General features: G+C 44.0%; 27 protein-coding genes. 8 read left to right on the top strand and 19 right to left on the bottom strand.

Annotated features, from left to right (window positions below; translation table 11 throughout):
* The first annotated feature begins 83 nt into the window (after positions 1-83).
* Complete coding sequence (locus NYE22_RS17595; protein WP_003233537.1) at positions 84-1145, top strand: aromatic acid exporter family protein; 1062 nt, start codon at positions 84-86, stop codon at positions 1143-1145.
* A gap of 76 nt (positions 1146-1221) precedes the next feature.
* Here the strand turns inward: NYE22_RS17595 and NYE22_RS17600 are convergent, their stop codons facing one another.
* The 5 genes from NYE22_RS17600 to fabL form a co-directional block, all read right to left on the bottom strand.
* Entirely contained in the window at positions 1222-2964 is a 1743-nt protein-coding gene (locus NYE22_RS17600) for an ABC transporter ATP-binding protein (RefSeq protein WP_009966836.1), read from the bottom strand.
* An 86-nt stretch (positions 2965-3050) separates the two neighbouring features.
* Complete coding sequence (locus NYE22_RS17605; protein WP_003223272.1) at positions 3051-3581, bottom strand: DUF402 domain-containing protein; 531 nt, start codon at positions 3579-3581, stop codon at positions 3051-3053.
* A 143-nt stretch (positions 3582-3724) separates the two neighbouring features.
* Entirely contained in the window at positions 3725-3985 is a 261-nt protein-coding gene (locus NYE22_RS17610) for a YgaB family protein (protein WP_031315502.1), read from the bottom strand.
* 172 nt (positions 3986-4157) lie between these two features.
* Positions 4158-4412 (bottom strand): gamma type acid-soluble spore protein SspE, encoded by a 255-nt coding sequence (gene sspE / locus NYE22_RS17615; protein ID WP_014476214.1) that lies wholly within the window; start codon positions 4410-4412, stop codon positions 4158-4160.
* 68 nt (positions 4413-4480) lie between these two features.
* A complete protein-coding gene (gene fabL, locus NYE22_RS17620) occupies positions 4481-5233 on the bottom strand; it encodes an enoyl-[acyl-carrier-protein] reductase FabL (RefSeq protein ID WP_077671679.1) in 753 nt (250 codons plus the stop codon).
* 81 nt (positions 5234-5314) lie between these two features.
* Here fabL and NYE22_RS17625 point away from each other — a divergent pair, with 81 nt between their 5' ends.
* Entirely contained in the window at positions 5315-5539 is a 225-nt protein-coding gene (locus NYE22_RS17625; RefSeq protein WP_003233542.1) for a hypothetical protein, read from the top strand.
* Between the two features lie 7 nt (positions 5540-5546).
* Here NYE22_RS17625 and mutY read toward each other — a convergent pair whose 3' ends face one another.
* Entirely contained in the window at positions 5547-6656 is a 1110-nt protein-coding gene (gene mutY, locus NYE22_RS17630; RefSeq protein WP_015252513.1) for an A/G-specific adenine glycosylase, read from the bottom strand.
* Positions 6657-6871: 215 nt separating this feature from the next.
* Here mutY and NYE22_RS17635 point away from each other — a divergent pair, with 215 nt between their 5' ends.
* Complete coding sequence (locus NYE22_RS17635) at positions 6872-7855, top strand: metal-dependent hydrolase (RefSeq protein ID WP_014476212.1); 984 nt, start codon at positions 6872-6874, stop codon at positions 7853-7855.
* Here the strand turns inward: NYE22_RS17635 and NYE22_RS17640 are convergent.
* From NYE22_RS17640 to NYE22_RS17665, 6 genes are all read right to left on the bottom strand, one after another.
* On the bottom strand, positions 7848-10433 hold the full coding sequence (locus NYE22_RS17640) for a YfhO family protein (RefSeq protein WP_169038026.1): 2586 nt from the start codon (positions 10431-10433) through the stop codon (positions 7848-7850). The genes NYE22_RS17635 and NYE22_RS17640 overlap by 8 nt on opposite strands.
* Before the next feature lie 71 nt (positions 10434-10504).
* Positions 10505-11494: a glycosyltransferase family 2 protein gene (locus tag NYE22_RS17645; protein WP_003244113.1), complete on the bottom strand. Its 990-nt coding sequence runs from the start codon at positions 11492-11494 to the stop codon at positions 10505-10507.
* Between the two features lie 231 nt (positions 11495-11725).
* Positions 11726-12586, bottom strand: coding sequence for an epoxide hydrolase EphM (gene ephM, locus NYE22_RS17650; protein ID WP_014479220.1), 861 nt, complete (start codon positions 12584-12586; stop codon positions 11726-11728).
* Entirely contained in the window at positions 12573-12905 is a 333-nt protein-coding gene (gene spdL, locus NYE22_RS17655) for an SdpC immunity protein SpdL (RefSeq protein WP_003242803.1), read from the bottom strand. Before spdL ends, ephM begins: the two co-directional genes overlap by 14 nt.
* Before the next feature lie 84 nt (positions 12906-12989).
* On the bottom strand, positions 12990-13508 hold the full coding sequence (locus NYE22_RS17660) for an SH3 domain-containing protein (protein WP_085187167.1): 519 nt from the start codon (positions 13506-13508) through the stop codon (positions 12990-12992).
* A gap of 144 nt (positions 13509-13652) precedes the next feature.
* Entirely contained in the window at positions 13653-13922 is a 270-nt protein-coding gene (locus NYE22_RS17665; protein ID WP_003243789.1) for a YfhJ family protein, read from the bottom strand.
* 124 nt (positions 13923-14046) lie between these two features.
* Here NYE22_RS17665 and NYE22_RS17670 point away from each other — a divergent pair, with 124 nt between their 5' ends.
* Positions 14047-14199 carry a small, acid-soluble spore protein K gene (locus NYE22_RS17670; protein ID WP_003223241.1) on the top strand — a complete coding sequence of 51 codons (153 nt, stop codon included), beginning with the start codon at positions 14047-14049 and terminating at the stop codon, positions 14197-14199.
* A gap of 31 nt (positions 14200-14230) precedes the next feature.
* On the opposite strand, the gene NYE22_RS17675 is transcribed toward NYE22_RS17670, so the two are convergent.
* From NYE22_RS17675 to recX, 3 genes are all read right to left on the bottom strand, one after another.
* Positions 14231-15424 carry an MFS transporter gene (locus NYE22_RS17675; protein WP_003243500.1) on the bottom strand — a complete coding sequence of 398 codons (1194 nt, stop codon included), beginning with the start codon at positions 15422-15424 and terminating at the stop codon, positions 14231-14233.
* A 142-nt stretch (positions 15425-15566) separates the two neighbouring features.
* Complete coding sequence (locus tag NYE22_RS17680; RefSeq protein ID WP_049140592.1) at positions 15567-15881, bottom strand: YfhH family protein; 315 nt, start codon at positions 15879-15881, stop codon at positions 15567-15569.
* Between the two features lies 1 nt (position 15882).
* On the bottom strand, positions 15883-16677 hold the full coding sequence (gene recX, locus NYE22_RS17685; RefSeq protein ID WP_029726844.1) for a recombination regulator RecX: 795 nt from the start codon (positions 16675-16677) through the stop codon (positions 15883-15885).
* An 88-nt stretch (positions 16678-16765) separates the two neighbouring features.
* Here recX and NYE22_RS17690 point away from each other — a divergent pair, with 88 nt between their 5' ends.
* From NYE22_RS17690 to NYE22_RS17700, 3 genes are all read left to right on the top strand, one after another.
* Complete coding sequence (locus NYE22_RS17690) at positions 16766-17677, top strand: TIGR01777 family oxidoreductase (RefSeq protein WP_282627466.1); 912 nt, start codon at positions 16766-16768, stop codon at positions 17675-17677.
* Between the two features lie 53 nt (positions 17678-17730).
* On the top strand, positions 17731-17841 hold the full coding sequence (locus NYE22_RS17695; RefSeq protein ID WP_003223230.1) for a YfhE family protein: 111 nt from the start codon (positions 17731-17733) through the stop codon (positions 17839-17841).
* Positions 17842-17907: 66 nt separating this feature from the next.
* A complete protein-coding gene (locus NYE22_RS17700) occupies positions 17908-18099 on the top strand; it encodes a YfhD family protein (protein WP_003233561.1) in 192 nt (63 codons plus the stop codon).
* A gap of 38 nt (positions 18100-18137) precedes the next feature.
* Here NYE22_RS17700 and NYE22_RS17705 read toward each other — a convergent pair whose 3' ends face one another.
* The 4 genes from NYE22_RS17705 to NYE22_RS17720 form a co-directional block, all read right to left on the bottom strand.
* Positions 18138-18722, bottom strand: coding sequence for a nitroreductase (locus NYE22_RS17705; RefSeq protein ID WP_342412014.1), 585 nt, complete (start codon positions 18720-18722; stop codon positions 18138-18140).
* A gap of 87 nt (positions 18723-18809) precedes the next feature.
* On the bottom strand, positions 18810-19691 hold the full coding sequence (locus NYE22_RS17710; RefSeq protein ID WP_125121377.1) for a PhzF family phenazine biosynthesis isomerase: 882 nt from the start codon (positions 19689-19691) through the stop codon (positions 18810-18812).
* 114 nt (positions 19692-19805) lie between these two features.
* Positions 19806-20837 (bottom strand): iron ABC transporter permease, encoded by a 1032-nt coding sequence (locus NYE22_RS17715; protein ID WP_342412015.1) that lies wholly within the window; start codon positions 20835-20837, stop codon positions 19806-19808.
* Complete coding sequence (locus tag NYE22_RS17720; protein WP_070548724.1) at positions 20834-21835, bottom strand: iron ABC transporter permease; 1002 nt, start codon at positions 21833-21835, stop codon at positions 20834-20836. Before NYE22_RS17720 ends, NYE22_RS17715 begins: the two co-directional genes overlap by 4 nt.
* Before the next feature lie 130 nt (positions 21836-21965).
* Here NYE22_RS17720 and NYE22_RS17725 point away from each other — a divergent pair, with 130 nt between their 5' ends.
* The gene (locus tag NYE22_RS17725; RefSeq protein WP_070548723.1) at positions 21966-22943 is read left to right on the top strand and encodes an iron-siderophore ABC transporter substrate-binding protein; all 978 of its coding nucleotides are present in this window, start codon (positions 21966-21968) and stop codon (positions 22941-22943) included.
* Positions 22944-22957 lie beyond the last annotated feature (14 nt).

Here is a 22957-nt window from a genome sequence, read left to right on the forward strand (position 1 = left end):
AATAAACTAACCGGGAATTTTAAGGATTAGCCCATTTGCTATGTCACACAATTTACTATAGAAAGGAATGCACGCACAAACCAATGAAACTTGGTGCCCGCATTTTCAAAACCGGGATTGCGATTACACTTGCTCTTTATTTGGCTTCGTGGATCGGGCTTCCCGCGCCGATTTTCGCTGGAATTGCAGCGATATTTGCGATCCAGCCGTCGATTTACCGCTCTTTTCTCATTATTATTGACCAGGTTCAAGCAAATATCATCGGAGCTGTGATTGCCACAGTGTTCGGCCTTATTTTCGGACCCAGCCCGATTATGATCGGGTTAACAGCAGTTATTGTCATTACAATCATGCTGAAACTTAAAATTGAACATACAATTTCAATTGCTCTTGTAACAGTCATTGCGATATTAGAATCTGCCGGTGACGACTTTTTAATGTTCGCGCTGATCAGAACAAGCACAGTCATCTTAGGGGTGCTTTCTTCCTTTATCGTCAACCTTGTGTTTTTGCCTCCTAAGTACGAAACAAAACTGATTCATAATACCGTCGAAAACACCGAAGAAATTATGAAGTGGATCAGATTGTCCATGCGGCAGTCGACAGAGCATTCGATTTTGAAAGAGGATATTGAAAAACTGAAAGAAAAAATGATCAAGCTTGATCAGACATATCTTCTATATAAAGAAGAAAGAAGTTACTTTAAGAAAACGACTTATGTGAAATCAAGAAAGCTTGTCCTGTTCAGACAGGCCATTATTACTGCAAATCGGGCGCTTGATACATTGAAGAAGCTGCATCGTCTGGAAAACGAGATCTATCATATGCCGGAAGAGTTTCAGGAAACATTGACTGAAGAACTTGATTACCTGCTTTACTGGCACGAACGGATTTTGATGAGGTTTGTCGGAAAAATTAAGCCGCATGATGACGCGGTTGAAGAAGGCATCCGGTATAAGCAGCTTTTAACAAAGTCATTTTTAAAAAATCAGCAGAATACGGATGAGGAGCTTATTGATTACAACATGCTCAATATTATGGCAAGCGCCGTGGAATATCGCGAGCAGCTTGAACATTTAGAAACACTTATCACAAGTTTTCAAACGTATCATCCGAAAGACTGCGAAATAGAAACAGAAGAGTAACCCGGTTAAACAGCCGGGTTTTTTTATATACAAAAAAATCTTATATCCTTCGTTAAAAGGATATAAGATTGATGTTTTAGTTCAAATTTTGAATGGTAAATAAGTGCTTGTATTGGCTCTCATAGTCCATGAGTTCATCATGGGTTCCGATTTCAATGATTGTCCCGTTTTCCATGACAACAATCTTATCCGCATGGGTGATTGTCGATAAACGGTGGGCGACAACAAAAGTTGTTCTATCCTTCGCCAGTTTGTCCATCGCTTCTTGAATGTAATGCTCACTTTCCAAATCCAGAGCTGATGTAGCTTCATCTAAAATGAGGAGCGGCGGATTTTTCAGGAATACCCGCGCAATTGAGATCCGCTGCTTTTGTCCGCCTGAAAGCTTAACGCCTCGTTCCCCCACCCGGGTCTCATATCCTTCTGGAAAGCTCATGATAAATTCATGGGCATTTGCAGCTTTGGCGGCTTCGATTATCTCTTCAAGTGTGGCATCAGGCTTGCCGATCGCGATATTTTCCCGAATCGTTTCACTAAATAAAAAGGTATCCTGAAGCACCATACCAACCTGGTTGCGAAGGCTTCTTGCTTCATAATCGCGAATATCCGTCCCATCAATCAGCAGTCTGCCGCTTGTTACATCATAAAATCTTGGGATCAGGCTGACGAGCGTTGATTTTCCTCCTCCGCTCATGCCGACGAGAGCTACAGTTTCTCCTCTATTTACTTTTAAGGATACATCATGAAGAATATTTTCTTTGTCCTTCTCATATTGAAACGAAACGTTTTGAAACTCCACTCCTCCGCGAATCTGATCGGCCTTTATCGCATTTGGTTTGTCAGTGAGTTCATAGGGCTCGTCAATAAATTCAAATACCCTGTCCATTGATGCGATTGACTGTGTCAAAGTTGTAGAGGAATTGATCAGCCTTCTAACAGGGTTGTACATTCTGTCAATATATCCGACAAACGCGACCATTGTTCCGACTGTCAGCGGTCCATTAATGACAAAATACCCGGCGCACGCTATGACGATGAGCGGCGCCAAATCTGTAATGGTATTAACGACCGCAAAGGTTTTGGCGTTCCAATTCGTGTGGCGGATGGCTTTATCTAAGAAATGACCGTTTTTCTCATTAAATTGAGCCTGTTCATGATCTTCTATCGCAAAGCTTCTGATGACAGGCATGCCTTGAATGCGTTCGTGCAAATGCCCCTGCACTTGAGCAAGAGCCTGTGAGCGCTCCCTTGTCAGCTTTCGTAAACGGCCGTAAAAATACTTCACTGATATTCCGTATAATGGGAATAATACGATAGAGATCAGCGTTAATTTAACGTCCAGTGTGAGCATGATAGAGATCACGATCAATATCGTCAGCATATCGAGCCATATATTCATCAGCCCTGTGATGACGAAATCCTTTGTTTGTTCTACATCATTAATCACTCGGGAAATGACTTCCCCTGTTCTTGTATTCGCGTAAAAACGCAGGCTCAGTTTTTGTATATGGTCAAACAGCTTAGCTCTTATGTCATAAAGCACCTTGCTGGCAGTCCACTGGGCAAAATATTGCCGGTAATATTCAACAGGCGGGCGCAAAATTAAAAATAAGGCGAACATGATCGCCATAATCGTGAACAATGACGTTGTTTTGTCACTAGCCGTGCCGCCTCCTTGAATAATGTCGTCAACTACGTACTTCAGAAGCAATGGGAGAGCAAGCGGAATGGAGAATTTTACGATCCCGATTAACACTGTAACGAAAATTTGCTTCTTATAAGGTTTGACGAATTGCATGTAGCGTTTCATAACCCCCACGTTGATTCCCCCTCTCTCTTTATCATGATGTGTGTGAGCCCATGTGAAAAACCTGTTGTACCCCGCAACAGGTTTTTACGTAACCATTATTTTGTATAGCGCAGATACCGTTCATACCACATATCGACAAACTCGGGCGCAAACGGTCCCTGACGCTGGTGAATCCAATGGAGCAGCGTATTTAAGTAGTCTCTTAAAATACTGTCGATTTCTTTTGGATAATTCATGGCTTTCCGATGATCATCATATTCGTCTTCATCGAGAATATTGTAGGTCATGTCAGGAAAAACCTTAACATCTAAGTCATAATCAATATATTTAATTGCTTCGCCATCATAGGCAAACGGAGAACTGATGTTGCAATAATAATGAACCCCGTCTTCCCTCAGCATCCCGATGACATTAAACCATTGTCTTGCGTGAAAATAACAGATTGCGGGCTCTCTGGTTATCCATGTCCGGCCGTCTGATTCGGTTACCATCGTCCGGTCATTGGCTCCGATGACACACATTTCTGTACTTTTTAAGATTGTTGTCTCATTCCAAATTCTATGAATCAGCCCGTTGTGCTTATAGCTGTGAATTTGAATGGTTTCTCCTTCCTTGGGATAGCCCATATTTCTCCCCTACTTTCTATAAAGCCCTACAGTTAGTATGTCCAAATTTGCTTACCGACAACGTCTTTTACCTATTATAACGTTACAAATTGAAAAATGAAAATAAAAGAGCCATTCCGGCCGGGGAATGGCACATTCCTGCACTACACAAAGGAAGACGGCTTTTCTGAGCTGCGATATGAACGAATGACCTGCTCTGTCTGCTTTTGAAACATATCCTGTATATCGGCAAGGTGTTTCCGTTTTACCGCAATTTCAGCCTGAATCCCACGCAGCTTTGCATCCCTTTCCAAATGCCGGAGTTCCGCCTCAATTTGTTTGCAGCGGTCGAGCTCTGATTGGAGATCGAGAAGCTTATCCATCGTTTTCATCTGTTCACTTACCAGCTTTTCAAATTCCGTCATCGGTTCCTCCTTCAGCCTGATGAAAGTATAAACATTTCCTCCTTTAATCATTTCGATCTCCATAAAGCAAACCCTTTGACTCATTCTGTAGACCTTCCACAAGTTTTGTCGTTTTTCAAACAGAAAAAAGCACTTCCACCCGAAGATGAAGTGCTTTTTTCTGTTTCAGTGATTAGCTGTTTTGTTGTTTGTTTTGTTCAGCAGATTGGTTTTGCTGTCTTACCTGCTGTACGTCAGTTTCACTAGCGAATTCAGTGCCGAATTGACCTTGTTGGCCAGCTGATTGCTGGTTTTGTTTTCTGACTTGCTGAGCGTTTGTTTCGCTAGCAAATTCAGTGCCAAATTGACCTTGACCAGCAGCTGATTGTTGGTTTTGTTTTCTAACTTGTTGAGCGTTTGTTTTGCTGAAGTTATTTGAGTTAGCCATTGTTATCACCTCCACGGTCATTAGAATGTGCAGGTGATCGTATAGCTATTCCTCTTTTTTAAAAATTTTTAAACGAGCAGTGAGCGTCCGCCGTCAACGATAATTGTCTGTCCGCGGATCATGTCAGCCTTGGAAGACACTAGAAACTCCACAGTATCAACCATGTCTTTAATTTGGACCATGCGTCCCGCCGGCGTATTTTGGCGCGCATCCTCAAGCAGATCTTCTCTATTCGGGAAGTGCTTCAGCGCATCTGTGTCGATCGCTCCGCCTGAAACAGCATTGACGATAATTTGTTTTGGTGAAAGCTCAACGGCAAGATAACGGGTTAAAGCCTCTAACGCTGCTTTTGATACACCGACCGTGGTGTAGTTTTCAAGATAGCGGATAGAGCCTAATGAACTGATGCTGACAATATGTCCGCCACCGTTCTTCTCCATTAGCTTGGCAGCTTCCTGAGCGCAGAAAAGCAATGCTTTCGCATTAATGTTCATCGTCCAGTCCCAGTGTGTTTCTTCTAATTCCATGACAGGTCTTAGTACTCCTGATGCGGCATTATTGACAAAAACATCAAGTCTGCCGAACGTTTCATCAATTTGCTGAAACATTTCTTTGATTTTTGCAGGCTGTCCTACGTTTGCTTTTACGACAAGAACTTTAACGCCAAGCTTTTCGATTTCTTCCGCTGTTTCTAATGCTGCTTTTTTGCTGCGTGCATAGTTAATGACGATGTTATAGCCGTTCTCAGCAAGTCTGATCGCGGCCGCTTTTCCGACACCGCGGCTGCTTCCTGTTACGAGTGCACATTTATTTTGTTCCATTTTTCCTCATCTCCTTGTAGCGTATAGTTCTTTTATTTCCACAAACAATAATGGCAAGAACTTTAAAGGGGGTCTTCTGTTATGTATGTCGGACGTGATATGAGCGAATTGAACATGGTTTCCAAAAAAGATTGGAAGAACAGTGAACTCGCTTATTTTCATCATGCCTTTCAGCAAATTATGCCTTATTTGAACGAAGAAGGCCAATCAAAATACCGGGAATTAACGCAAGAAATTGAAGCGCGCGGCGGAATGAAGCGCAATGAAGCGGACTACAGCCACGGCACGCGCGTCTCTTACGATTAAGAATGGTTTACGGAGCAGCCGAGATGGCGGCTGCTTCTACTGCCATCTTCCAGATTTTTTGATGTGACACCGGGAACGCAAATTGTTCGAGCTCTTCTTTCGTTACTTTTTTCAGCTCGCTGGTATCCGACACTTGTTTTACTTTACCGAAAAACACTGAAATATTCCATACCAGGTGGGTGAAAACATGCTCGACTACACCTTGCAGATCACTGATATCAGCTTGTATGCCATATTCGTTTTCTAAGAAAGCAATGAGCTGTTCACGCTCAGTTTTGATCCCTTTTTGTGTTTCAAGATTAGGGAATTCCCACAGGTTGGCGAGCAAACCTTTAGACGGCCGTTTGTGGATATACACTTGTCCGTCTTCATCAGTCAGTACGATCGCGGCCATGGTTTTGATCCCGGGTTTTTTCTTTTTGCTTTTTACCGGAAGCTCCCGTTCAGTGCCTTCTTCAAATGCTGAGCAATGCTGCTGAACCGGGCATAGCAGGCATGAGGGTGATTTTGGCGTACAGATCAAGGCTCCAAGCTCCATCAAGCCCTGATTAAATTCAGATGGTTTTTCTTTGGAAATAAAAGCTCGTATGGCGTCTTCAAAGATCGTTCTTGTTTTTGGTTTGGCAATATCATCCCAAATAGAAAGAATTCTGGACATGACACGCATCACATTTCCGTCAACTGCGGGAATGGGTTTATTGTAGGCAATGCTGAGCACCGCTCCCTTTGTATAAGGGCCGACGCCTTTTAACCCGCCAAAATCTTTCTCGTCTGGAGGGACAATGCCGCCGTATTCCTGTTTCACTTCTTTTACCGCGCTTTGCAGGTTTCTAACTCGCGAATAATAGCCGAGCCCTTCCCATGCTTTGAGCACCTTTTCTTCATCAGCATCAGCGAGCGCTTCCACTGTCGGGAATTGTTCCACAAACCGGAGAAAGTAAGGAATCACTGTCTCTACTCTCGTTTGCTGCAGCATCACTTCAGATACCCACACCTTATATGGATCTTGGTCCTCTCTCCACGGCAGAACGCGCTGCTCTCGTTCAAACCATGAGATTAAATCATCGCGAAATTGCTGTATGTCTTTTTGTTTTAATTTGTCTTCAAGTACGTTCATATGTGTTTCTCCCCAGTCTTTCGCGCCCCGCTTTTCTTTAGACTGTTTTTTGTTGTACACTAAGGGCACAGTACGATAATATGTTACATTAAATAGTAATAAAGAAAAAGCGGAAACATATGAGAACGATTGAATCAGTTTAAAAATTGGGTATATGAAAAAGGGGAATTTCTTACAAAGTGAATGTGCAGGATCATCCTGCAAGGAGGTCACCTATGGATACGGGCACACATGTCGTTATGGGCATCGCACTGGGCGGTATTGCGACGCTTGATCCTGTTGTCGGATCAGATCCGGCAATGGCTCACGCTGTTATGATCGCAACGCTTGCGGGCTCTCAGGCTCCGGATATTGATACTGTGTTAAAGCTTAAAAACAATGCTGTTTATATAAGGAATCACAGAGGATTTACCCATTCAATTCCCGCCGTTTTGTTTTGGTCTGTCATCATCCCGGCGATTCTGTATTTATTTTATCCTCAGGCCGATTTTCTGCACCTGTGGCTGTGGACACTGCTGGCAGTCGTTCTGCATGTCTTTGTTGATATATTCAACGCCTATGGAACACAAGCCATTCGTCCGTTTTCGAAAAAATGGGTTGCGCTCGGGCTGATTAATACGTTTGATCCGTTTATTTTTATCAGCCATCTGGCAGCTATCGCGATTTGGTATGCAGGCGGGAGTCCCGGCATCACGTTTCTCAGCTTATATATCATATTGGCAGGCTATTATTTGGTGCGCCTGATCATGCAGCTTAGAATTAAACGGAAGCTTCATGAGATGATTCATGATGAGATCGAAAGCATTATTATTTCTCCAACGATGAAATTCAGGCAATGGCGAATCGCAGTGACGACAGCACATGCTTTCTATGTAGGAAGAAGCATGGAAGGACATGTAGTGATTCTGGATACATTTAATCGGGTGCCTGTTCCTGAAACCGATGTAATGCATGCGGCAAAGCAGGATGATAACATCGCGGCGTTTCTGTCCTTTTCTCCGGTTTACCGGTGGGAAGTGGATACGTTTAAAGATCATTATGAGGTGAGATTTATCGACCTGCGTTATCGGAGCAAAGGCCATTATCCGTTTGTCGCAATTGTTCACATCGGCCATGATCTCACGATTCGTTCGTCCTATACGGGATGGATATTCAGCGAAGAAAAACTTCAGAAAAAATTAAAGCTCGGCTCTATATAGAGCCGGGCTTTTTACGTCTTATATAGAAAACAGCAAACAGCAGACTGACGAGAGATATGATCGCCGATATTTTGAAGTATGGCGGATAGTAAGTCAGCTCAATGTGATTGTCTCCCTTTTGCGCCTTGAAGCCTATAAAAGCATAATCCGCTTTTTCGATCTTCTGTGTTTTTCCGTTGATCTTCAGCTCCCAGCCTTTTTCATATGGGATCGGAAGCATGATGTACTGGTCTTTTGACAGATGATAGGCAAAGATCAGTCGATTTTTGTTCCAATTCAGTTTGTCTGCTTTCTCTGTTTTATTTTGCATTACAGCGTTTTTCAGCGTTTGGTAATTTTCTTCATAGAGCGCTATGTTTCTCAGCTCATAGGTTCCTTTCGGAAGATTGATTGAGATATGGCCTGATTTAGGCACTCTTACCGTTATATTATTTACTCCGGTTTTATATATCGATTTGTTCGATTTCCTTGTTGTGACATAATCATTTACCTTTAACGCAAATCCTCTGTCTTTTGCTTTGCTTTTCAAATAAAAGCTGACATAGTAGTCTCCCGGAGCGGATGATGGCTGTTTCGGGGTGATGATCAGCTCTCCTCCGTTTTCTCCAGTTACGGTTAGCAGCCCGTTTTGATACTGGGCTTGTTTGGCGGTAATGTCCGACTTGGTGATCAAATTGGACGGTTTTGGTGTCTGCTCCGTTTTTCCTGATGGATCTTTTAATATGATTCCTTTCAACATCGCCTGTTCTTTCGCAAGAGCGGGCAATCGGTCCAGCTCACTTTCGCTGTATATGGCATCCGCTGTTTTGACGAATGGAAGCATGTACTGATTCTCATAAACTGCATAATGCTCTGTTTCTAAATGCTTTTTGAAGCCGTACGGAACGCTGGCTTCGTTAGTTTTTTCGGTCATATAATATTTGCCGTAAAGCAGGCTGTATAAATTCGCCCTGTCTCCCAATGACGCGTAACGGCTGACGCTTTCCCTGCCCATATCGATGCTTAAATCATTCCAATAGAAGGCCAGCAGATCTTTGTTTAAAATGCTGGAATAGGCGCTGAAGCCATTAAACCCGTAAATGATTGGCGTATTATTGCGGACCCCGTTCATCCAGTCGATTCTCATGAGCGGATCATCGTTTTCCTTCTGTAAACGTCTGATGAGCTCAGATGATTCCCGCCCTCTGTATTCCTCACTTGTAAGATATTCTTTTGTCACACTATCCAAATCGCCGCCTTCTGAGAGCGCGTATTTTTGATAGGAGTTGGCGACAAACAGCGAAGAAAGAATGATTATACCGTACACAGCCATTTTTGCCCGTTTTTTCGCAAAAGCTGCAGCAAACAAGGCTGCGATTGTCATGAGTAAGAGCAATAGAATACTTTCATTCGCAGGCTTCCATATATCGAGCTTATACCTTTGAATATGATACAAGTAAAGAAGCAGGACGACAGCTGCGGCCGGGAGCAGTTCTTTCCGTTTCAATTCAGACAGCTGTGACAAACCAGCCGCAGCTGCTCCCGCAATGGTAAAGGCCAGAATATATTCAAACCGGTTTTGCGGGGCGGAAAAACCGTTAAAGACGCTTGCCGCATACGGACTGAAATGAAACAGAATAAACAGCAGGCTCAACCCGGCAAAGAGACGAAACACACGGTTTTTGTAAAAAGAAATCATAAACAAAAACAGCAGAAAAGCGGCCGGCACAATGATGATCCGGCTCGAAAATAAGATATTATCATCGAAATTGAGCCACTCTATTTTCTGGCTGTATGGAGGGCGCAGGTTGTTTAAAAAACCGTATACTACCGGCACAAACGCCGCCGCACTGATGCCAAAAGAAATGAAGCCTGAAACGAGAAATAATCTGATTTGAATCCATCTTTTCTCTTCATGTGGTTCCAAACTAATCAGCCATCTGAACAGCACATAGATTCCGATGAATATAAGGTTTATGTATGCAAAGTAAAAATTGTTGATTAACGTCAGCGAACACGCAACGATAAACCACGCCGGACGCCGCTCTCTAATAATTTTTTCTGCGCCAAGCACAAGCAGCGGAAGCCAAACCATTGTATCGGTGAAAAATTCCCAATACGCTTCGTGACGGAAATAAATAATTGAGACGCCGTATAACACGGCTCCCGTGAACGATGCCGCCCTGTGCTTAAGAAGATAATGAAAAACAGAAGCGGACATAAAGATGATCAAGCTCAATTTGAAAATACTGATAAAAACAGCTGACTCAGCCCAAAAAAGCGTATCCGCTTCTCCGATCAGCTGGACGGCTTGAAACAGCCAAACAGCGGCGGACACAGCAAGAAAAAGAAAAGACGCAGAAAAATAATAGCCGAGCTGACTGAATGTGCCGCCGCCAAGTCCGAATGAATAATTGTAGAAAAAATTCCCGTGTGTATATTGGTCAAATAATAATTTTTTAAATACGATCATTTGCGCAAGCCCGTCACCCGGACCTGTCATATACCTGCCTTCCGCCCATTCTTTCACAAAAAAAGCGTGTGCCAGAACGGACACCAGCAAACTGGCCGCATAGATCATGATATGTTTTCTTTTCATATGAATTCTCCAGTCTTGCTTTTAAGATAATAGACACGCAAAAAAAGCACTGCCAATGGCGCTTGGTATTTTCAGTGCATTTTTGTCAGACGCCGCATGCTTTTTAATTCGTTCGTTTCAGGCAGGTCTTTGTTCGGGATATTCGCTTCTTTGATCAAATAATGCGGGCGTTTTTTTGTTTCATAATAGATTCGGCCGATATATTCGCCTATAATTCCGAGGCTTAACAGCTGTACTCCGCCGAGAAATAACACTGCTGAGATAATGGTGAAATACCCAGGCACAGAAATACCGTTAGTCAGAATTTTAACGAATGTGGCAATGATATAAATGATGGAAAGCAGCAGGATGAAAATGCCTGTATAAAAACATAATCTCAGCGGCTTATGATTAAATGAAACGACGCCGTCCATTCCGTAGTTAAACAGACTGCTGAACGACCATTTGGAAGTGCCGTTTTTTCGTTCGACATTTTCATAAAATACAATTTTCTGATCAAAGCCAATCCAGCAAAAAAGGCCTTTTGAGAAGCGGTTTCCTTCGCTCAGCTTCAAAAGTGCATTCACAGCTTGGCGGCTTAACAATCTGAAGTCACCGACACCGTCACGCAAATCGACTTCCACCGCTTTATTAATGAACTTGTAATACATAGATGATAAGAGTGAGCGGACAAAGCTGTCCCCTTTTCTGTTCCTTTGGGCAATGACTTGGTCATACCCTTCTTCGTAGCCTTTGATAAATTCCTTCAGCAAATATGTCGGATGCTGCAGATCGGCATCCATTACAATAACCGCCTCGCCCTGAACATGCTCAAAGCCCGCCAAAATTGCGGCTTCTTTTCCAAAGTTTCGAGAAAAAGATATATATTTTACCCGGCTGCACGTCGCTGCCAAGTCTTTGATCTGCTGAAGCGTGTCATCAACACTTCCGTCGTTTATGAAGAATATTTCATAGTCATAATGAATGTTTTTAAATTCCTTTTTTAAAGATTCATGAATGAGTTTGACATTATACCCTTCATTGTAAGACGGGATAATAATCGAGATTAATCCTTGCTTCATTAAGGCACCTTCTTTTTATTATTCTTTTTAAGTATTGCCTTAGGGGAGTTTTACACAAATCTTCAGTAAGGCTATTCCTTTTTTTAAAGTCGTTTAAACCTGTTTTTTGTTACAATTTTATGGTGACATTCATGATTTTTAATGTTATTTTGTCATGTTTAAAACAGACTATGAAAAAAACGCACAGAAAAAGTCTGCCATTATGACAGACGGATGGAGAGAAATTTTAGCTTATTGGTTCTTAAGATATTCCAAAATCAGCTGATTGACGATGGCTGGCTTTTCGTGGTTAATCCAATGGGAAGCTTCATCAACAAAGATGAGATGTCCATTCGGGCAATGCCTTTCCGTCTCTTTCGCAAGCTTCCTGCTCAAAAAGCGGTCTTCCATTCCCCAGATCATTCGGTAAGGTACTGTTTCGTAAGAGGGTTTCTCTGCCAAGCTTCCTTTTCTGAGGGCTCTGTACCAGTTCAGCATAGCTGTCAGTGCGCCCGGCTGCTTCCACGCTTCTTTATACCTGCTGACATCCTCGGATGTAAAAAGCGCGGGACGGTCGGATAATCCAATCGCTTTGTCTAATGTTTCATAATCATTTTCCCTTAGTGATGCCTCCGGTATATCGGGGAGCTGGAAGTATGCGATATACGAGCTTTTCAGCCATTGCGGCGGATAAAGCGGCGTTACGGTTTTCATGACGTGCGGGTGCGGGATATTGATCGCGATCAGTTTTTCAAGATATTCCGGGCGTGTGGAGGCCAAATGCCATGCAACAGCCCCTCCCCAGTCATGCCCGATGACAATTGCTTTTTCATCAGTGAATTGCGTAATAAGCCCGATGATATCATCTCTTAATGTATCAATCCGATACGAATCAATTCCTTCCGGTTTGTCACTGAGATTGTAGCCCCGCTGATCAGGAGCAATGACCCGGTAACCCGCATCAACAAGCGGTTTGATTTGATTTTTCCAGCCGTACCAAAACTCAGGAAATCCATGGAGCAGGACAATTAACGGGCCGTCTTCCGGTCCTGCGGCTGCAACGTGGAGCGTGATTCCGTTCGTATTGACAAACTGGCATTTAACTCCGTCCACTTCTATCTCCTCCTTGACTGTGCGTCATGATTTTCAGCCTTTTCTCCGTTAGCATAAATGTTATGACACAGGCGGCAATCAGCAGAATAAGCTGAAGAATAAACAAGTTTGATCCCAGCAGCAAACCCATTCCCGCAATCACCAAGCCTGACAGGATCATTAATGATGCACTGTAACGGTTCGCTTCATTCCATAATCTTTGATCTGACATTGAGCGTCTCGTTCTGTATCCATACACACTGTTGATCGATTTGGGAGGAAACAGTTTGATCAGTATGCCCGCAATGATCATAAGCCCTCCGCCGACTAAACCCGTCATATCATCATCTCCTTTCTCATTGTTACGTGCAGAAAGAAGAAATGTTTCATGCATAGGCAAAAAGACAAGCCTCGGCCTGCCTTTTTATCGCATTTGTAAATCCTTTGTGTGAATATAGCCTATTACACCGCCATAATCCACGAACGCCCAAGTGAAGTCAAATCCTCCGTTTTCACTAAATCCCCACCCGAGTATTGTCACCTCTGTTCCAGATGAGAGCTGCTTAGCTTTTCCGTTTTCGGGCGTCGGTGTATAGAAGGCTGTCTGTTTCGTTGTTTTCGCTTGGCTTGCGGTTTTCATTAAAAAGTGAGTTGAAATATACGCTTTTTTTCCTTTGAAATGAATTTGAGCCCAATCGGCATTTATGAACCTATCGACTTTTACCTTTTGTTCTGATGATACAGTGCCGAGAATGTCACCTTTATGATTTGGCTCAGTCCGGACATTCAGCTTTCCTGCTTTTATGATGTAAGAATCGGATGATGGCATGCTGACAGATATGTCGTGAAGGGGCGCAGCTTTTGCTGCGGGAGCGGAATGAAGTGCTGTCAAACCCAGTCCTGCGGCAGCTGTTAAAGCGAGCATTACTTGTTTCTTTTTCATATAAAGCTCCTCCTCGCATTTTGACAAGATATAAGTGGTATTCCCTGATTGACAGGCTGGTGAAACATGTTTTGTTTATGATTTCTTCCTTTTAAGGTAATTTTAAGAAAATGAAAAAACCTGCCGGTCGTTAACGGCAGGTTTTTAGTGCAAAAGGCCTCTGCTTTGATTTAAGTAATCATTCACGTCGTTACGGGAGCTTTGAAAAAGGTGGAGCTGGCCGCCATAGTTTTCAATCCATTGTGTGACGATTTTTTCAGTCATTTTTTCACCTTGATAGGCGTGTCCGGCTTTTGCATAGGTTGCTTCGAAATCGCTCCATAACAATTCCACCCACGTTTTTGCCTGTATATAGCTGATCATCTCGTTCTTTTCCAGAAGCAGATTAGTCAGTTTCTCAATGTACATATTCATGTGTGCAGTCTCCTTTCTCCAGGAAAAAAATAACGCTTTATTACGTGGTGTTCTCCATATACTAACCTTACGTCTTCATCTGGAAAGACGCAACTTTTTGATCTCGAACCTAGGGGGATATGACATGGTCCGAAATAAAGAAAAAGGATTTCCTTACGAAAACGAAAACAAATTTCAGGGTGAACCGAGAGCAAAGGACGACTATGCTTCAAAGCGTGCTGACGGATCTATCAATCAGCATCCTCAAGAAAGAATGAGAGCCTCAGGCAAACGGTAAAGAAGAACAGCTGCATACACTGCAGCTGTTTTTACCCTTTATTGACTTGATATTCGTAGACGCTTTTCTTTTCTGATAAGTGTGCGAAGGTAGAAAGCACAAGTCCGCATGCGGTCATAAGCGCACCTCCTGCAAACAGCCAGGAATAAGAGCCTGTTCCGTTTAAAATCATTCCGCCGATCCATGCACCAAGGGCATTGGCAAGGTTAAATGCTGATACGCTGACAGCTGCGGCAATGGTTGTGCCGCCCTCAGATGAGGAAATGACCTTTGTTTGCAGAAGAGGCGGCGTGCCGAATGCGCATGCCCCGAATAGGAACGTTGCCACAATGGCTGCAGCCGGGTAAATGGCGATGTAAGGAAATACAGCCAGAACACCGATTAAACCGATCATTACGCCGATCATCGTCCGAGTCAGCAAAGGCAGCGGTACTTTTCCAGCAAAGAAATTCCCGGCAACGCCTCCCAATCCATACGCAAAGAGAGCACCTGTAATGCCAACCGTGCTGAATCCGGCTGAATGCCTTAAAATGGGTTCGATAAAGGTGTAGGCGATAAAGACACCGGAATAGCCTAAAATGGTAATCGCGAAGGAAAACAGCACTTGTTTGTGTTTAAAAACCCCCCACTCATTCATAAGCATTGGGATCACTTTTGGTTTTCTGTTCGGCACGGCAGCCATAAGGCCTAAAAATCCGATGACACCAAGTGCCGTAATGATGGAAAACACCGCTCTCCAATTCAGGACATCTCCGAGATAAGAGCCGAATGGAACACCAAGCATTAGAGCCACTGTCAGTCCGCCGTTCATTGAAGCAGCAGCTGCAGCACGCTTTTCCGGCGGAACCATTTCACTTGCGAATACCATGGCAATCGCGAAGAAAGCGCCGTGAATGGACGCAGATAAAATTCTTGAAATGGCCAATACCGCAAAATTCGGCGCCAGTGCGCTCATCAGGTTTGAAAGGATAAATATCGCCATAAGCCCAAGAAGCACAGGCTTTCTCGGAAGCTTGACGGAAATGATGGTGACGAGCGGTCCTGTCAAACAAACGCTTGCCGCATAAGCCGTGACAAGAAGCCCTGCGGATGAAACCTGTATATGAAAGTCATTGGCAATCGACGTCAAAATACCCATCACCGCGTATTCTGTATAGCCGATTGAAAATGTACAAATCATAAGAACAAATATAATAAATTTTACAGATGGGTTTTTGATACTCAACGTCATCGCCTCCTTTGATTTTAAAAAACAACGAGTTTCATCTTAAAAGATTTTTCAAGTGAATTCAATGATTTTTTCTTTAAGAATTCGTGTAAATGTGCTGCAAACAAAAAGAGGCTGATCATCAGCCTCCTGTTACGCTTTATTCTTTTTCTTGCAATACTGAGATTGGCAGCGCTTCCTCTTGTTGAGGGGAAGAGGTCCTGTATCCCCATGCGAAAACGCCATTTAAATAACTGATGGTAAACTCGTCCTCAGTGTCTTCCACACGATATGTTTCTCCCGGTGAGTAATCTTCCGGGTTCAGCAAATATGCTTTTGCCATCGTAATTTTCCGTTCGAGCACTGCCAGTTCGTTTATGATTCCATGCTGTTCGGCTTTTCTTGCTTTTTCAGAAAGTAATGCGATTTCGGTATTGAGTTCGTGAGGTGTCATTTGACTGTATCGTTTCTCCATTTCAGTACTCCTCTTCCTGCAGTAATTGCTCGATTAAATCGAGTGAGAATCCTTTGCGGAATAAAAATTGTTTGACCTTCATGGCGCTTTCATATGAGCCGTCATAGCGGTATTTTCTAAACGCTTTTTCCGCGTGAAGGCGCAGCGCTTCTTTCTCTGTGTCTTCATCATTTTCATATTCAATCTGATCCATCGCCGCGCTGATAACATCAAATGAGAAGCCCTTGCGCTGAAGCTGCAGCTGGGCGCGCTGTTTGAATTCTTTCGTCGAAAGCTTTTTATCTTTTTTGAGAAGCTTTTCAACATGCTTGACCGCTTCTCTTGTCTGATCTTCAAAGGAAAAGGAACTTAGCGCCTCCTTAATTGTATCGTCATCAATTCCCTTCGCTCTTAGCTCTCTGAACAAAACATCAGGGCCTTTTCCGTTTGTTTTTTTGTGAGTGCTGACATAGGCTGCGGCAAATTCCTGGTCGTTTAAGTACTTGTAATCGTTAAGCCTATGGATGACTTCCGCAATGACGGGGGGCGAGGTTTCTTTTTTCTTTAAGTGGTCCTCGACCTCTTTCGTCGACCGCATTCGATAGGATAAAAAGTCAAGCGCACGGTTGAAGCCTTTCTTCACTTCATCGCCGTATTGAATCTCAATGATGTCAAGATCATCGAGTTCTTTTCCCTTCTTGAGCTCAAATTTCACGAGCACATCCGCGTCCACACTGAAGGCGTATTTATCATCCAGAAAAATATTGAAGCGTTCCGTATTCTTTTTTTGCGTTGATATTTTTGTAATAAACGGCATCTTAATCTCCCTTCTCAGGCCTGAAACGCGTTTTCTTTTATTACAATGAGGTAAAGTATATTTATTAGAACGATGAGGAGAGATGTTCATGAATATCGCAATGACGGGCGGAACCGGTTTTCTCGGCCAGCATCTGACAGGCGTTCTTACCCGCCAGGGACACCATGTTTATATTTTATCAAGAAACGCAAGGGAAACTGAACAAAAAAATATGACATATGTCCAATGGCTGACGGAAGGAGCCGCCCCGGAGCAGGAACTTCCTCATATTGATGTCTGGATAAACCTTGCGGGAAAATCGATTTTTGGCCGCTGGACAGAAAAAACGAAGCAGCACATTCTCTCCAGCCGTATCAATGCGACGCGTGAAGTGCAGCGGCTTATTCAGAAACAGAAGGAGAAGCCGAAGACATTGATCCAAGCCAGTGCCGTGGGCATTTACGGCACAAGCCTTGAGAAAACTTTCACAGAGGATTCTGCAACGTCAGATGAGGATTTTCTCAGCCATACTGCACACCTGTGGGAAAAGGAAGGACAGCATATTGAAGCGATGGGTATCCGGACAGTTTATGCGAGATTTGGCGTGATGCTTGGAGAAAAAGGCGCTTTACCACTTTTGGTTCTCCCCTATAAGTTTCTGGCCGGCGGAACGATTGGAACGGGAAGGCAGTGGCTGTCATGGATTCATGTCGAGGATGCGGCCCAGATGATCCGATATGCGGTGGAAAACGCCGGCATCTCAGGCCCAATGAATGTCACCGCACCCAATCCTGTGGACATGAAGCAATTCGGAAAAGCGATTGCACGGGTGAAGCACCGCCCGCACTGGCTCCCCGTCCCGGAATTCTTTTTATCAAAAGCATTGGGTGAAATGAGTCTTTTGATTGTGAAAGGACAGCGCGCTCTTCCTAAAAAAGCGATAACCTCTGGATTTCGTTTTACATATTCGGATCTTGAATTTGCACTCTCACAGCTGATAGCGGACCGAAAGACTGTATAAAAACAGCAGGAAGCGTCAAACTTAAGAATAACATGGTTGAAGGAGGTCCTTTTATGGAAAAAAAGAGGGAGAAGCACCAGCAAGGCGCCAACCTGAAAAAAATGCAGGAAGTTCTTTATTCAGGCGAATTTAAAAAAGCGGAAAAAGCTGCTAAGCGGAAGTAGGAATACATAGCCCCTTAAAACCAAATACTATCTTTGTTTGATATCACTTTTTAGGGGGAATTTGATATGGGCAGAAATCATATCCACAAAAACCGTGATAAAAACAAACAAAAGCTTCCACAAGTTCCCGATGCATTAAAAAGGGAAACTGACGGCGTTTACGAAGAATATTCAACCGAGCTTGCTGATGCAGATGACCGCGAAGCGCAAGAGCGTGCGAAAGCAGCCGACAACAGAGCGAAAAAGAAATCTCGTTAATGAAAAACCCCTTGTCTCCGTTTGAGACAAGGGGTTTTTTACATTTCAGTGAACCGGTCGCGGATCGGTGTGCGTTTTTTCACTTCCGGCGCCTCGTCAGGATAACCTGTTTGTATGATGGCGGCGAAACGCTCATTATCATGCAAACCAAAGGCCTGATGGACTTCTTTGTCATAAAGGATTTTTCCGCTTTTCCAAACCATGCCGATTCCTTTTTCCCAAGCAAGAAGCTGAAGATTTTGAATCAACGAGCTTGTTGCCGCAAAATCGTCGTCCCGCGCTCTTTCGTTTTCATCTTCCTGAAACACGACGAGGAGAAATCCCGGAACGCGCCCAAGTGTGTTTTTGAAATTTTGAAGCTTTTCCTCTGTCATATCCGGCTTGGATTTCATAGAGAACGCTGCAAATGTATTGATGAGGTTCGCTTTACCTGTCTCACTGGAAACGTAAATAAATCTCCATGGCTCTGTCACTCTGTGATTTGGCGCATATTTTGCCGTTTCAAGCATGTCAAGAATGACTGCTGAAGGTACTGGCTCTTGTTTAAACTTTCGAATTGATCTTCTGCTGCGTATGATGTCCCGCAGTACTGAATGCTGATGTATTTGTTCGGTTTGAGGCATACCGTCTCACCTTCCTATGCAATTGAAAATGATTATCATTTCATAATGATAACGGAAAGTGCATCTTTTTGTAAACCATCATCCGTATTAGATTTTAAGAATACGGGTTTCTGAGTAAACGGCTGTTCCTGTCATGTTCACTTTCACATGGCCGCCGGCTTCGTTCATTTCGATCTCCACTTTTCCGTCTTTTCCAATTTCCTGCCCTTGTTCAATGATAAATTTATGCTGCTCGGCATTGCCATAATGTTTCATATAAGCCCCCATCACGCCGGATGCTGTGCCGGTCACGGGGTCTTCAATCGTTCCCGAATACGGGGATGAAAAGTGGCGTCCGTGCAGGTCGCTGTCGGGATGAACGGTTTCAAAGGTAAACGGATGGACTGAAGCTTTTGGCAGATCAATTAGCACTTCCGGAAATTGTTTGTTATCTGGCACCATTTTTTTGGAAGCCTCCAATGATTTAAGCGGAACGATGGCTGTCCATATGCCAGTGCTGCCAAACACAATCGGAAGGTCTTCATGAAAATCCTCTTCGGTGATACCCAGTGCGTCCGCAAGTTTTCTCCGATCGCCTGTAAATGGTTTGAATTGCGGAGAGGCCTGTTCAAGCGTGATATGAATACGGCCATCTTTTTCAGAAATCTTCACAGGCAGGATACCCGCTTTCGTTTGGATGCTGTACGTTTTACCGCTCTCCAGCATTCCTTTCTCACATAATGCGTAAAGAGACGCAACTGTCGCATGACCGCACAAATTCATTTCGTGTCCAGGTGTAAAGTAACGGAGTTCAAGATCGGCCGACTCGCTTTTTCGGATAAAGGAGGTTTCTGAATACCCGGCACGCTCAGCTATGATCTGCATCTCGTCTTCCGTATAAACGTCTCCCCGCAAAACGACGCCTGCGGGGTTTCCTTTGCCGGGACTGCTTGTAAATGCTTCATATTTTAATACCTCTGCTTCTTTCATTCATCTGCCGCCCTTTCTTTATCAATGTCTCTGTCAGTATAGCAAAAATAATTACGAATCTTCAGTCATTATCAAAAAAACCCATTTTCTTTTTTAAGAAAATGGGTGTAACGATCAAGAATTTCTTGTTTTATAGAGCAAATAAATAAAATAAGGTGCGCCGATAGCCGCTGTAAAGACGCCGGCCGGCACTTCCACCGGAGCAAATAAGGTTCTGCCGACGATATCAGCTGTTAAAACGAGCAGAGCTCCAATAAGTGCCGACGCTGGGAGCAGCGCGCCATAAGATGAGCCGACAAGCCGTCTTGCAATATGGGGCGCCATCAGCCCGACAAAACCGATTGTGCCGGCAACTGAAACTGCACAACCAGTAAGAGCCGTACTCAAAAGTAGCAAGAAAAAACGATTTCGCTGCACAGCGCTTCCTGCACCCGCCGCAATATCTTCACCCAGCACCTGTATATTCATATTTTTTAGCGCGACAAAACAAATGAATAAGAGAATGACAGATAAGATAATAGCTATTTTTACATGCTGCCAGTTTGCCCCATAAACTGACCCAGTGATATATACATTGGCTTGTGATGCCCGGTAAATCGGGCCTTTGATCATCAACAGGGTAGTCATCGCCTGCGCCGACATTGAAAATCCGATTCCGATAAGCACCAGCCGAAATGTGGAGGCGCCATTTTTGTATGCCAGTAAATAGACGATGAGCCCGACAGCCGATGCGCCGATAAATGCGGCTGCTGGAAGCCATGACAGACTGATCGTAAGTGAACTGCTGCGGTCTGAGAAGAACATCATTAAAAGCACGACCGCTACCGCCGCTCCTCCTGTTATTCCGATAATATCCGGAGATGCGAGAGGGTTTCTGACAAGCCCCTGCAATATCGCGCCTGCCGCTGCCAAGCAGACACCGGCGCATAAAGCCGTCAAAATTCTTGGCATGCGGAACGACATGATCATCAGTTCATCCAGCTTGGAACCTGCACCAAAGAATGTTTTTGCTACATCCCAGGGAGGAATAAACCTTTGTCCGAGACCAGCGCTTATGATGAGTACAGCAGCTGTTACCCCCAGTAAAACCAAAAAGACGATCCATGCTTTCTTTTCAGCCGCAGTAACGCCAAAACGAAGTTTCATAGCTTCGCCCCCCTTCTTGCGATGTACACAAACACAGGCATTCCGATGATGGCGGTCATGACCCCGACAGGAACTTCCTGAGGCATAATGATATATCGCGCACCGATATCCGCGCAAACAAGCAAAATGGCACCCAAAACAGCGGAAAATGGCAGAACCCAGCGATAATCATTACCAACGACAAAGCGGGCAGAATGCGGAATAATGATGCCGATAAAAGAAATCGGCCCGGCAATGGCGACAGCGGACCCTGCAAGCATGACAACACAAAGCGCCATCACAAATTTTAACAGGCCTGTTTTTTGGCCGAGTCCTTTTGCCACATCTTCTCCCATAACGAGGAGATTAATTTTTTGGCCGAGAAAGAAGCAGATTACCAGCGCTGCCGCTGCATATGGAAACATCGTCATCAACAGATCCAGACTCCGGCCCTGCACAGAGCCAGTCAGCCAAAAAAGCACCTGGGCAAGCTCGAGTTCGTTGACAGACAGCAAGCCCTGTGTCAGAGAAGAAAACATGGCTGCCATGGCAGCTCCCGCCAGCGTCAGTTTGATTGGCGTCAGCCCTTCCCTCCCAAGCGAGCCTGCTGCATAGACGATCGCGGCGGTAAATGCTGCCCCCAGAAACGAGCTCCATACTAATGCCTGAGGTGACTGAATATGCAGAAAAAACGATCCGGCAACAATAAAAAAACCTGCACCGGCGTTAATCCCGAAAATCCCCGGTGACGCAAGCGGATTTTTTGTGAGCGCCTGCATGAGAGCACCCGCGGCTGCAAGCGAGGCGCCGACGACTGTCGCAACCAAAGCGCGCGGAAGCCTGACATCCTTGATGATGACATGCTCATTTGTTCCATTGAAGGAAGTAAACGCCTGATAGACCTGTCTCCATGACGTACCTGTATAGCCATACACGACGCTTGCGCAGACAGCCGCCAATAAAATGAAAATCAGACATACTAACACAATCCATTTTGAAGATGCCTTTTTGCAGATCATGATCTAATTCTCCTAGTTATTTACTATGTAATGTTTGTTTTTGAGAATAATCCTCAATTAGGGATTGACACTCTTAACACTGCTTATTATGATCTAAATGATAATGAATTTCAATATTGGGAGGAAAAAGATGAAAAAGCATATCAGCATGCTATTCGTATTTTTAATGGCCGTTATGGTACTTTCTGCCTGTAATAGTTCAGAAAGTTCAAGCAACAGCGAGGGGTCAAGCAGCAAAACAAGAACGGTCAAACATGCAATGGGGACATCAGACAACATCCCCGCCAATCCAAAACGGATTGTTGTTTTAACTAATGAAGGAACAGAGGCGCTCTTAGCGCTTGGCATTAAGCCGGTCGGAGCCGTAAAGTCATGGAAGGGCGACCCGTGGTATGACTATCTGAAAGATGACATGAAAGGTGTTAAAAACGTCGGTCTTGAAACGGAACCGAATGTGGAAGCCATCGCAGAATTAAAGCCTGATTTGATTATTGGAAACAAAGTGCGCCAGGAAAAAATTTATGATCAGTTAAATGCGATTGCGCCGACTGTTTTTGCTGAATCTTTGGCCGGGAACTGGAAGGATAACCTGACTCTATACGCCAACGCGGTGAATAAGGCGGACAAAGGCAAGGAAGTCATTGCCGCTTTTGATAAACGTGTTTCTGATTTAAAAAACAAGCTGGGCGACCAGACAAACAAAACCGTTTCAGTCGTACGCTTTTTATCCGGTGAATCAAGAATCTATTATACCGATTCATTCTCAGGGATTATTTTAGACCAGCTTGGCTTCAAACGCCCTGAAAAACAAGTAGAACTGTTCAAGAAACAAAAGGACCAATTTACGTTCTCAACTGACAGTAAAGAATCTATTCCTGATATGGATGCTGATGTGCTGTTTTATTTCACTTATAAAGCCGATAATGCAAAGGAAAATGAAAAATGGGCCAATCAGTGGACAAGCAGTTCACTATGGAAAAACCTAAAGGCCGTGAAATCAGGTAATGCGCATGAAGTCGATGACGTCGTATGGACAACCGCAGGCGGAATTAAAGCCGCAAACTACCTGCTTGATGATATTGAAACCTACTTCTTAAAAACGAAATAAAAAAAAGACTCCGT

Source organism: Bacillus sp. FSL K6-1560 (assembly GCF_038592935.1).
Lineage (GTDB): Bacteria > Bacillota > Bacilli > Bacillales > Bacillaceae > Bacillus > Bacillus subtilis.

Coding starts and splice junctions, on each gene's coding strand:
- NYE22_RS17595 (WP_003233537.1), top strand. CDS start 84: ATGAAACTTGGTGCCCGCATTTTCAAAACCGGGATTGCGATTACACTT.
- NYE22_RS17605 (WP_003223272.1), bottom strand. CDS start 3,581: ATGGGCTATCCCAAGGAAGGAGAAACCATTCAAATTCACAGCTATAAG.
- NYE22_RS17610 (WP_031315502.1), bottom strand. CDS start 3,985: ATGACGGAATTTGAAAAGCTGGTAAGTGAACAGATGAAAACGATGGAT.
- sspE (WP_014476214.1), bottom strand. CDS start 4,412: ATGGCTAACTCAAATAACTTCAGCAAAACAAACGCTCAACAAGTTAGA.
- fabL (WP_077671679.1), bottom strand. CDS start 5,233: ATGGAACAAAATAAATGTGCACTCGTAACAGGAAGCAGCCGCGGTGTC.
- NYE22_RS17625 (WP_003233542.1), top strand. CDS start 5,315: ATGTATGTCGGACGTGATATGAGCGAATTGAACATGGTTTCCAAAAAA.
- mutY (WP_015252513.1), bottom strand. CDS start 6,656: ATGAACGTACTTGAAGACAAATTAAAACAAAAAGACATACAGCAATTT.
- NYE22_RS17635 (WP_014476212.1), top strand. CDS start 6,872: ATGGATACGGGCACACATGTCGTTATGGGCATCGCACTGGGCGGTATT.
- NYE22_RS17640 (WP_169038026.1), bottom strand. CDS start 10,433: ATGAAAAGAAAACATATCATGATCTATGCGGCCAGTTTGCTGGTGTCC.
- NYE22_RS17645 (WP_003244113.1), bottom strand. CDS start 11,494: ATGAAGCAAGGATTAATCTCGATTATTATCCCGTCTTACAATGAAGGG.
- spdL (WP_003242803.1), bottom strand. CDS start 12,905: ATGACGGGTTTAGTCGGCGGAGGGCTTATGATCATTGCGGGCATACTG.
- NYE22_RS17660 (WP_085187167.1), bottom strand. CDS start 13,508: ATGAAAAAGAAACAAGTAATGCTCGCTTTAACAGCTGCCGCAGGACTG.
- NYE22_RS17665 (WP_003243789.1), bottom strand. CDS start 13,922: ATGAATATGTACATTGAGAAACTGACTAATCTGCTTCTGGAAAAGAAC.
- NYE22_RS17670 (WP_003223241.1), top strand. CDS start 14,047: ATGGTCCGAAATAAAGAAAAAGGATTTCCTTACGAAAACGAAAACAAA.
- NYE22_RS17680 (WP_049140592.1), bottom strand. CDS start 15,881: ATGGAGAAACGATACAGTCAAATGACACCTCACGAACTCAATACCGAA.
- recX (WP_029726844.1), bottom strand. CDS start 16,677: ATGCCGTTTATTACAAAAATATCAACGCAAAAAAAGAATACGGAACGC.
- NYE22_RS17690 (WP_282627466.1), top strand. CDS start 16,766: ATGAATATCGCAATGACGGGCGGAACCGGTTTTCTCGGCCAGCATCTG.
- NYE22_RS17695 (WP_003223230.1), top strand. CDS start 17,731: ATGGAAAAAAAGAGGGAGAAGCACCAGCAAGGCGCCAACCTGAAAAAA.
- NYE22_RS17700 (WP_003233561.1), top strand. CDS start 17,908: ATGGGCAGAAATCATATCCACAAAAACCGTGATAAAAACAAACAAAAG.
- NYE22_RS17705 (WP_342412014.1), bottom strand. CDS start 18,722: ATGCCTCAAACCGAACAAATACATCAGCATTCAGTACTGCGGGACATC.
- NYE22_RS17710 (WP_125121377.1), bottom strand. CDS start 19,691: ATGAAAGAAGCAGAGGTATTAAAATATGAAGCATTTACAAGCAGTCCC.
- NYE22_RS17715 (WP_342412015.1), bottom strand. CDS start 20,837: ATGAAACTTCGTTTTGGCGTTACTGCGGCTGAAAAGAAAGCATGGATC.
- NYE22_RS17720 (WP_070548724.1), bottom strand. CDS start 21,835: ATGATCTGCAAAAAGGCATCTTCAAAATGGATTGTGTTAGTATGTCTG.
- NYE22_RS17725 (WP_070548723.1), top strand. CDS start 21,966: ATGAAAAAGCATATCAGCATGCTATTCGTATTTTTAATGGCCGTTATG.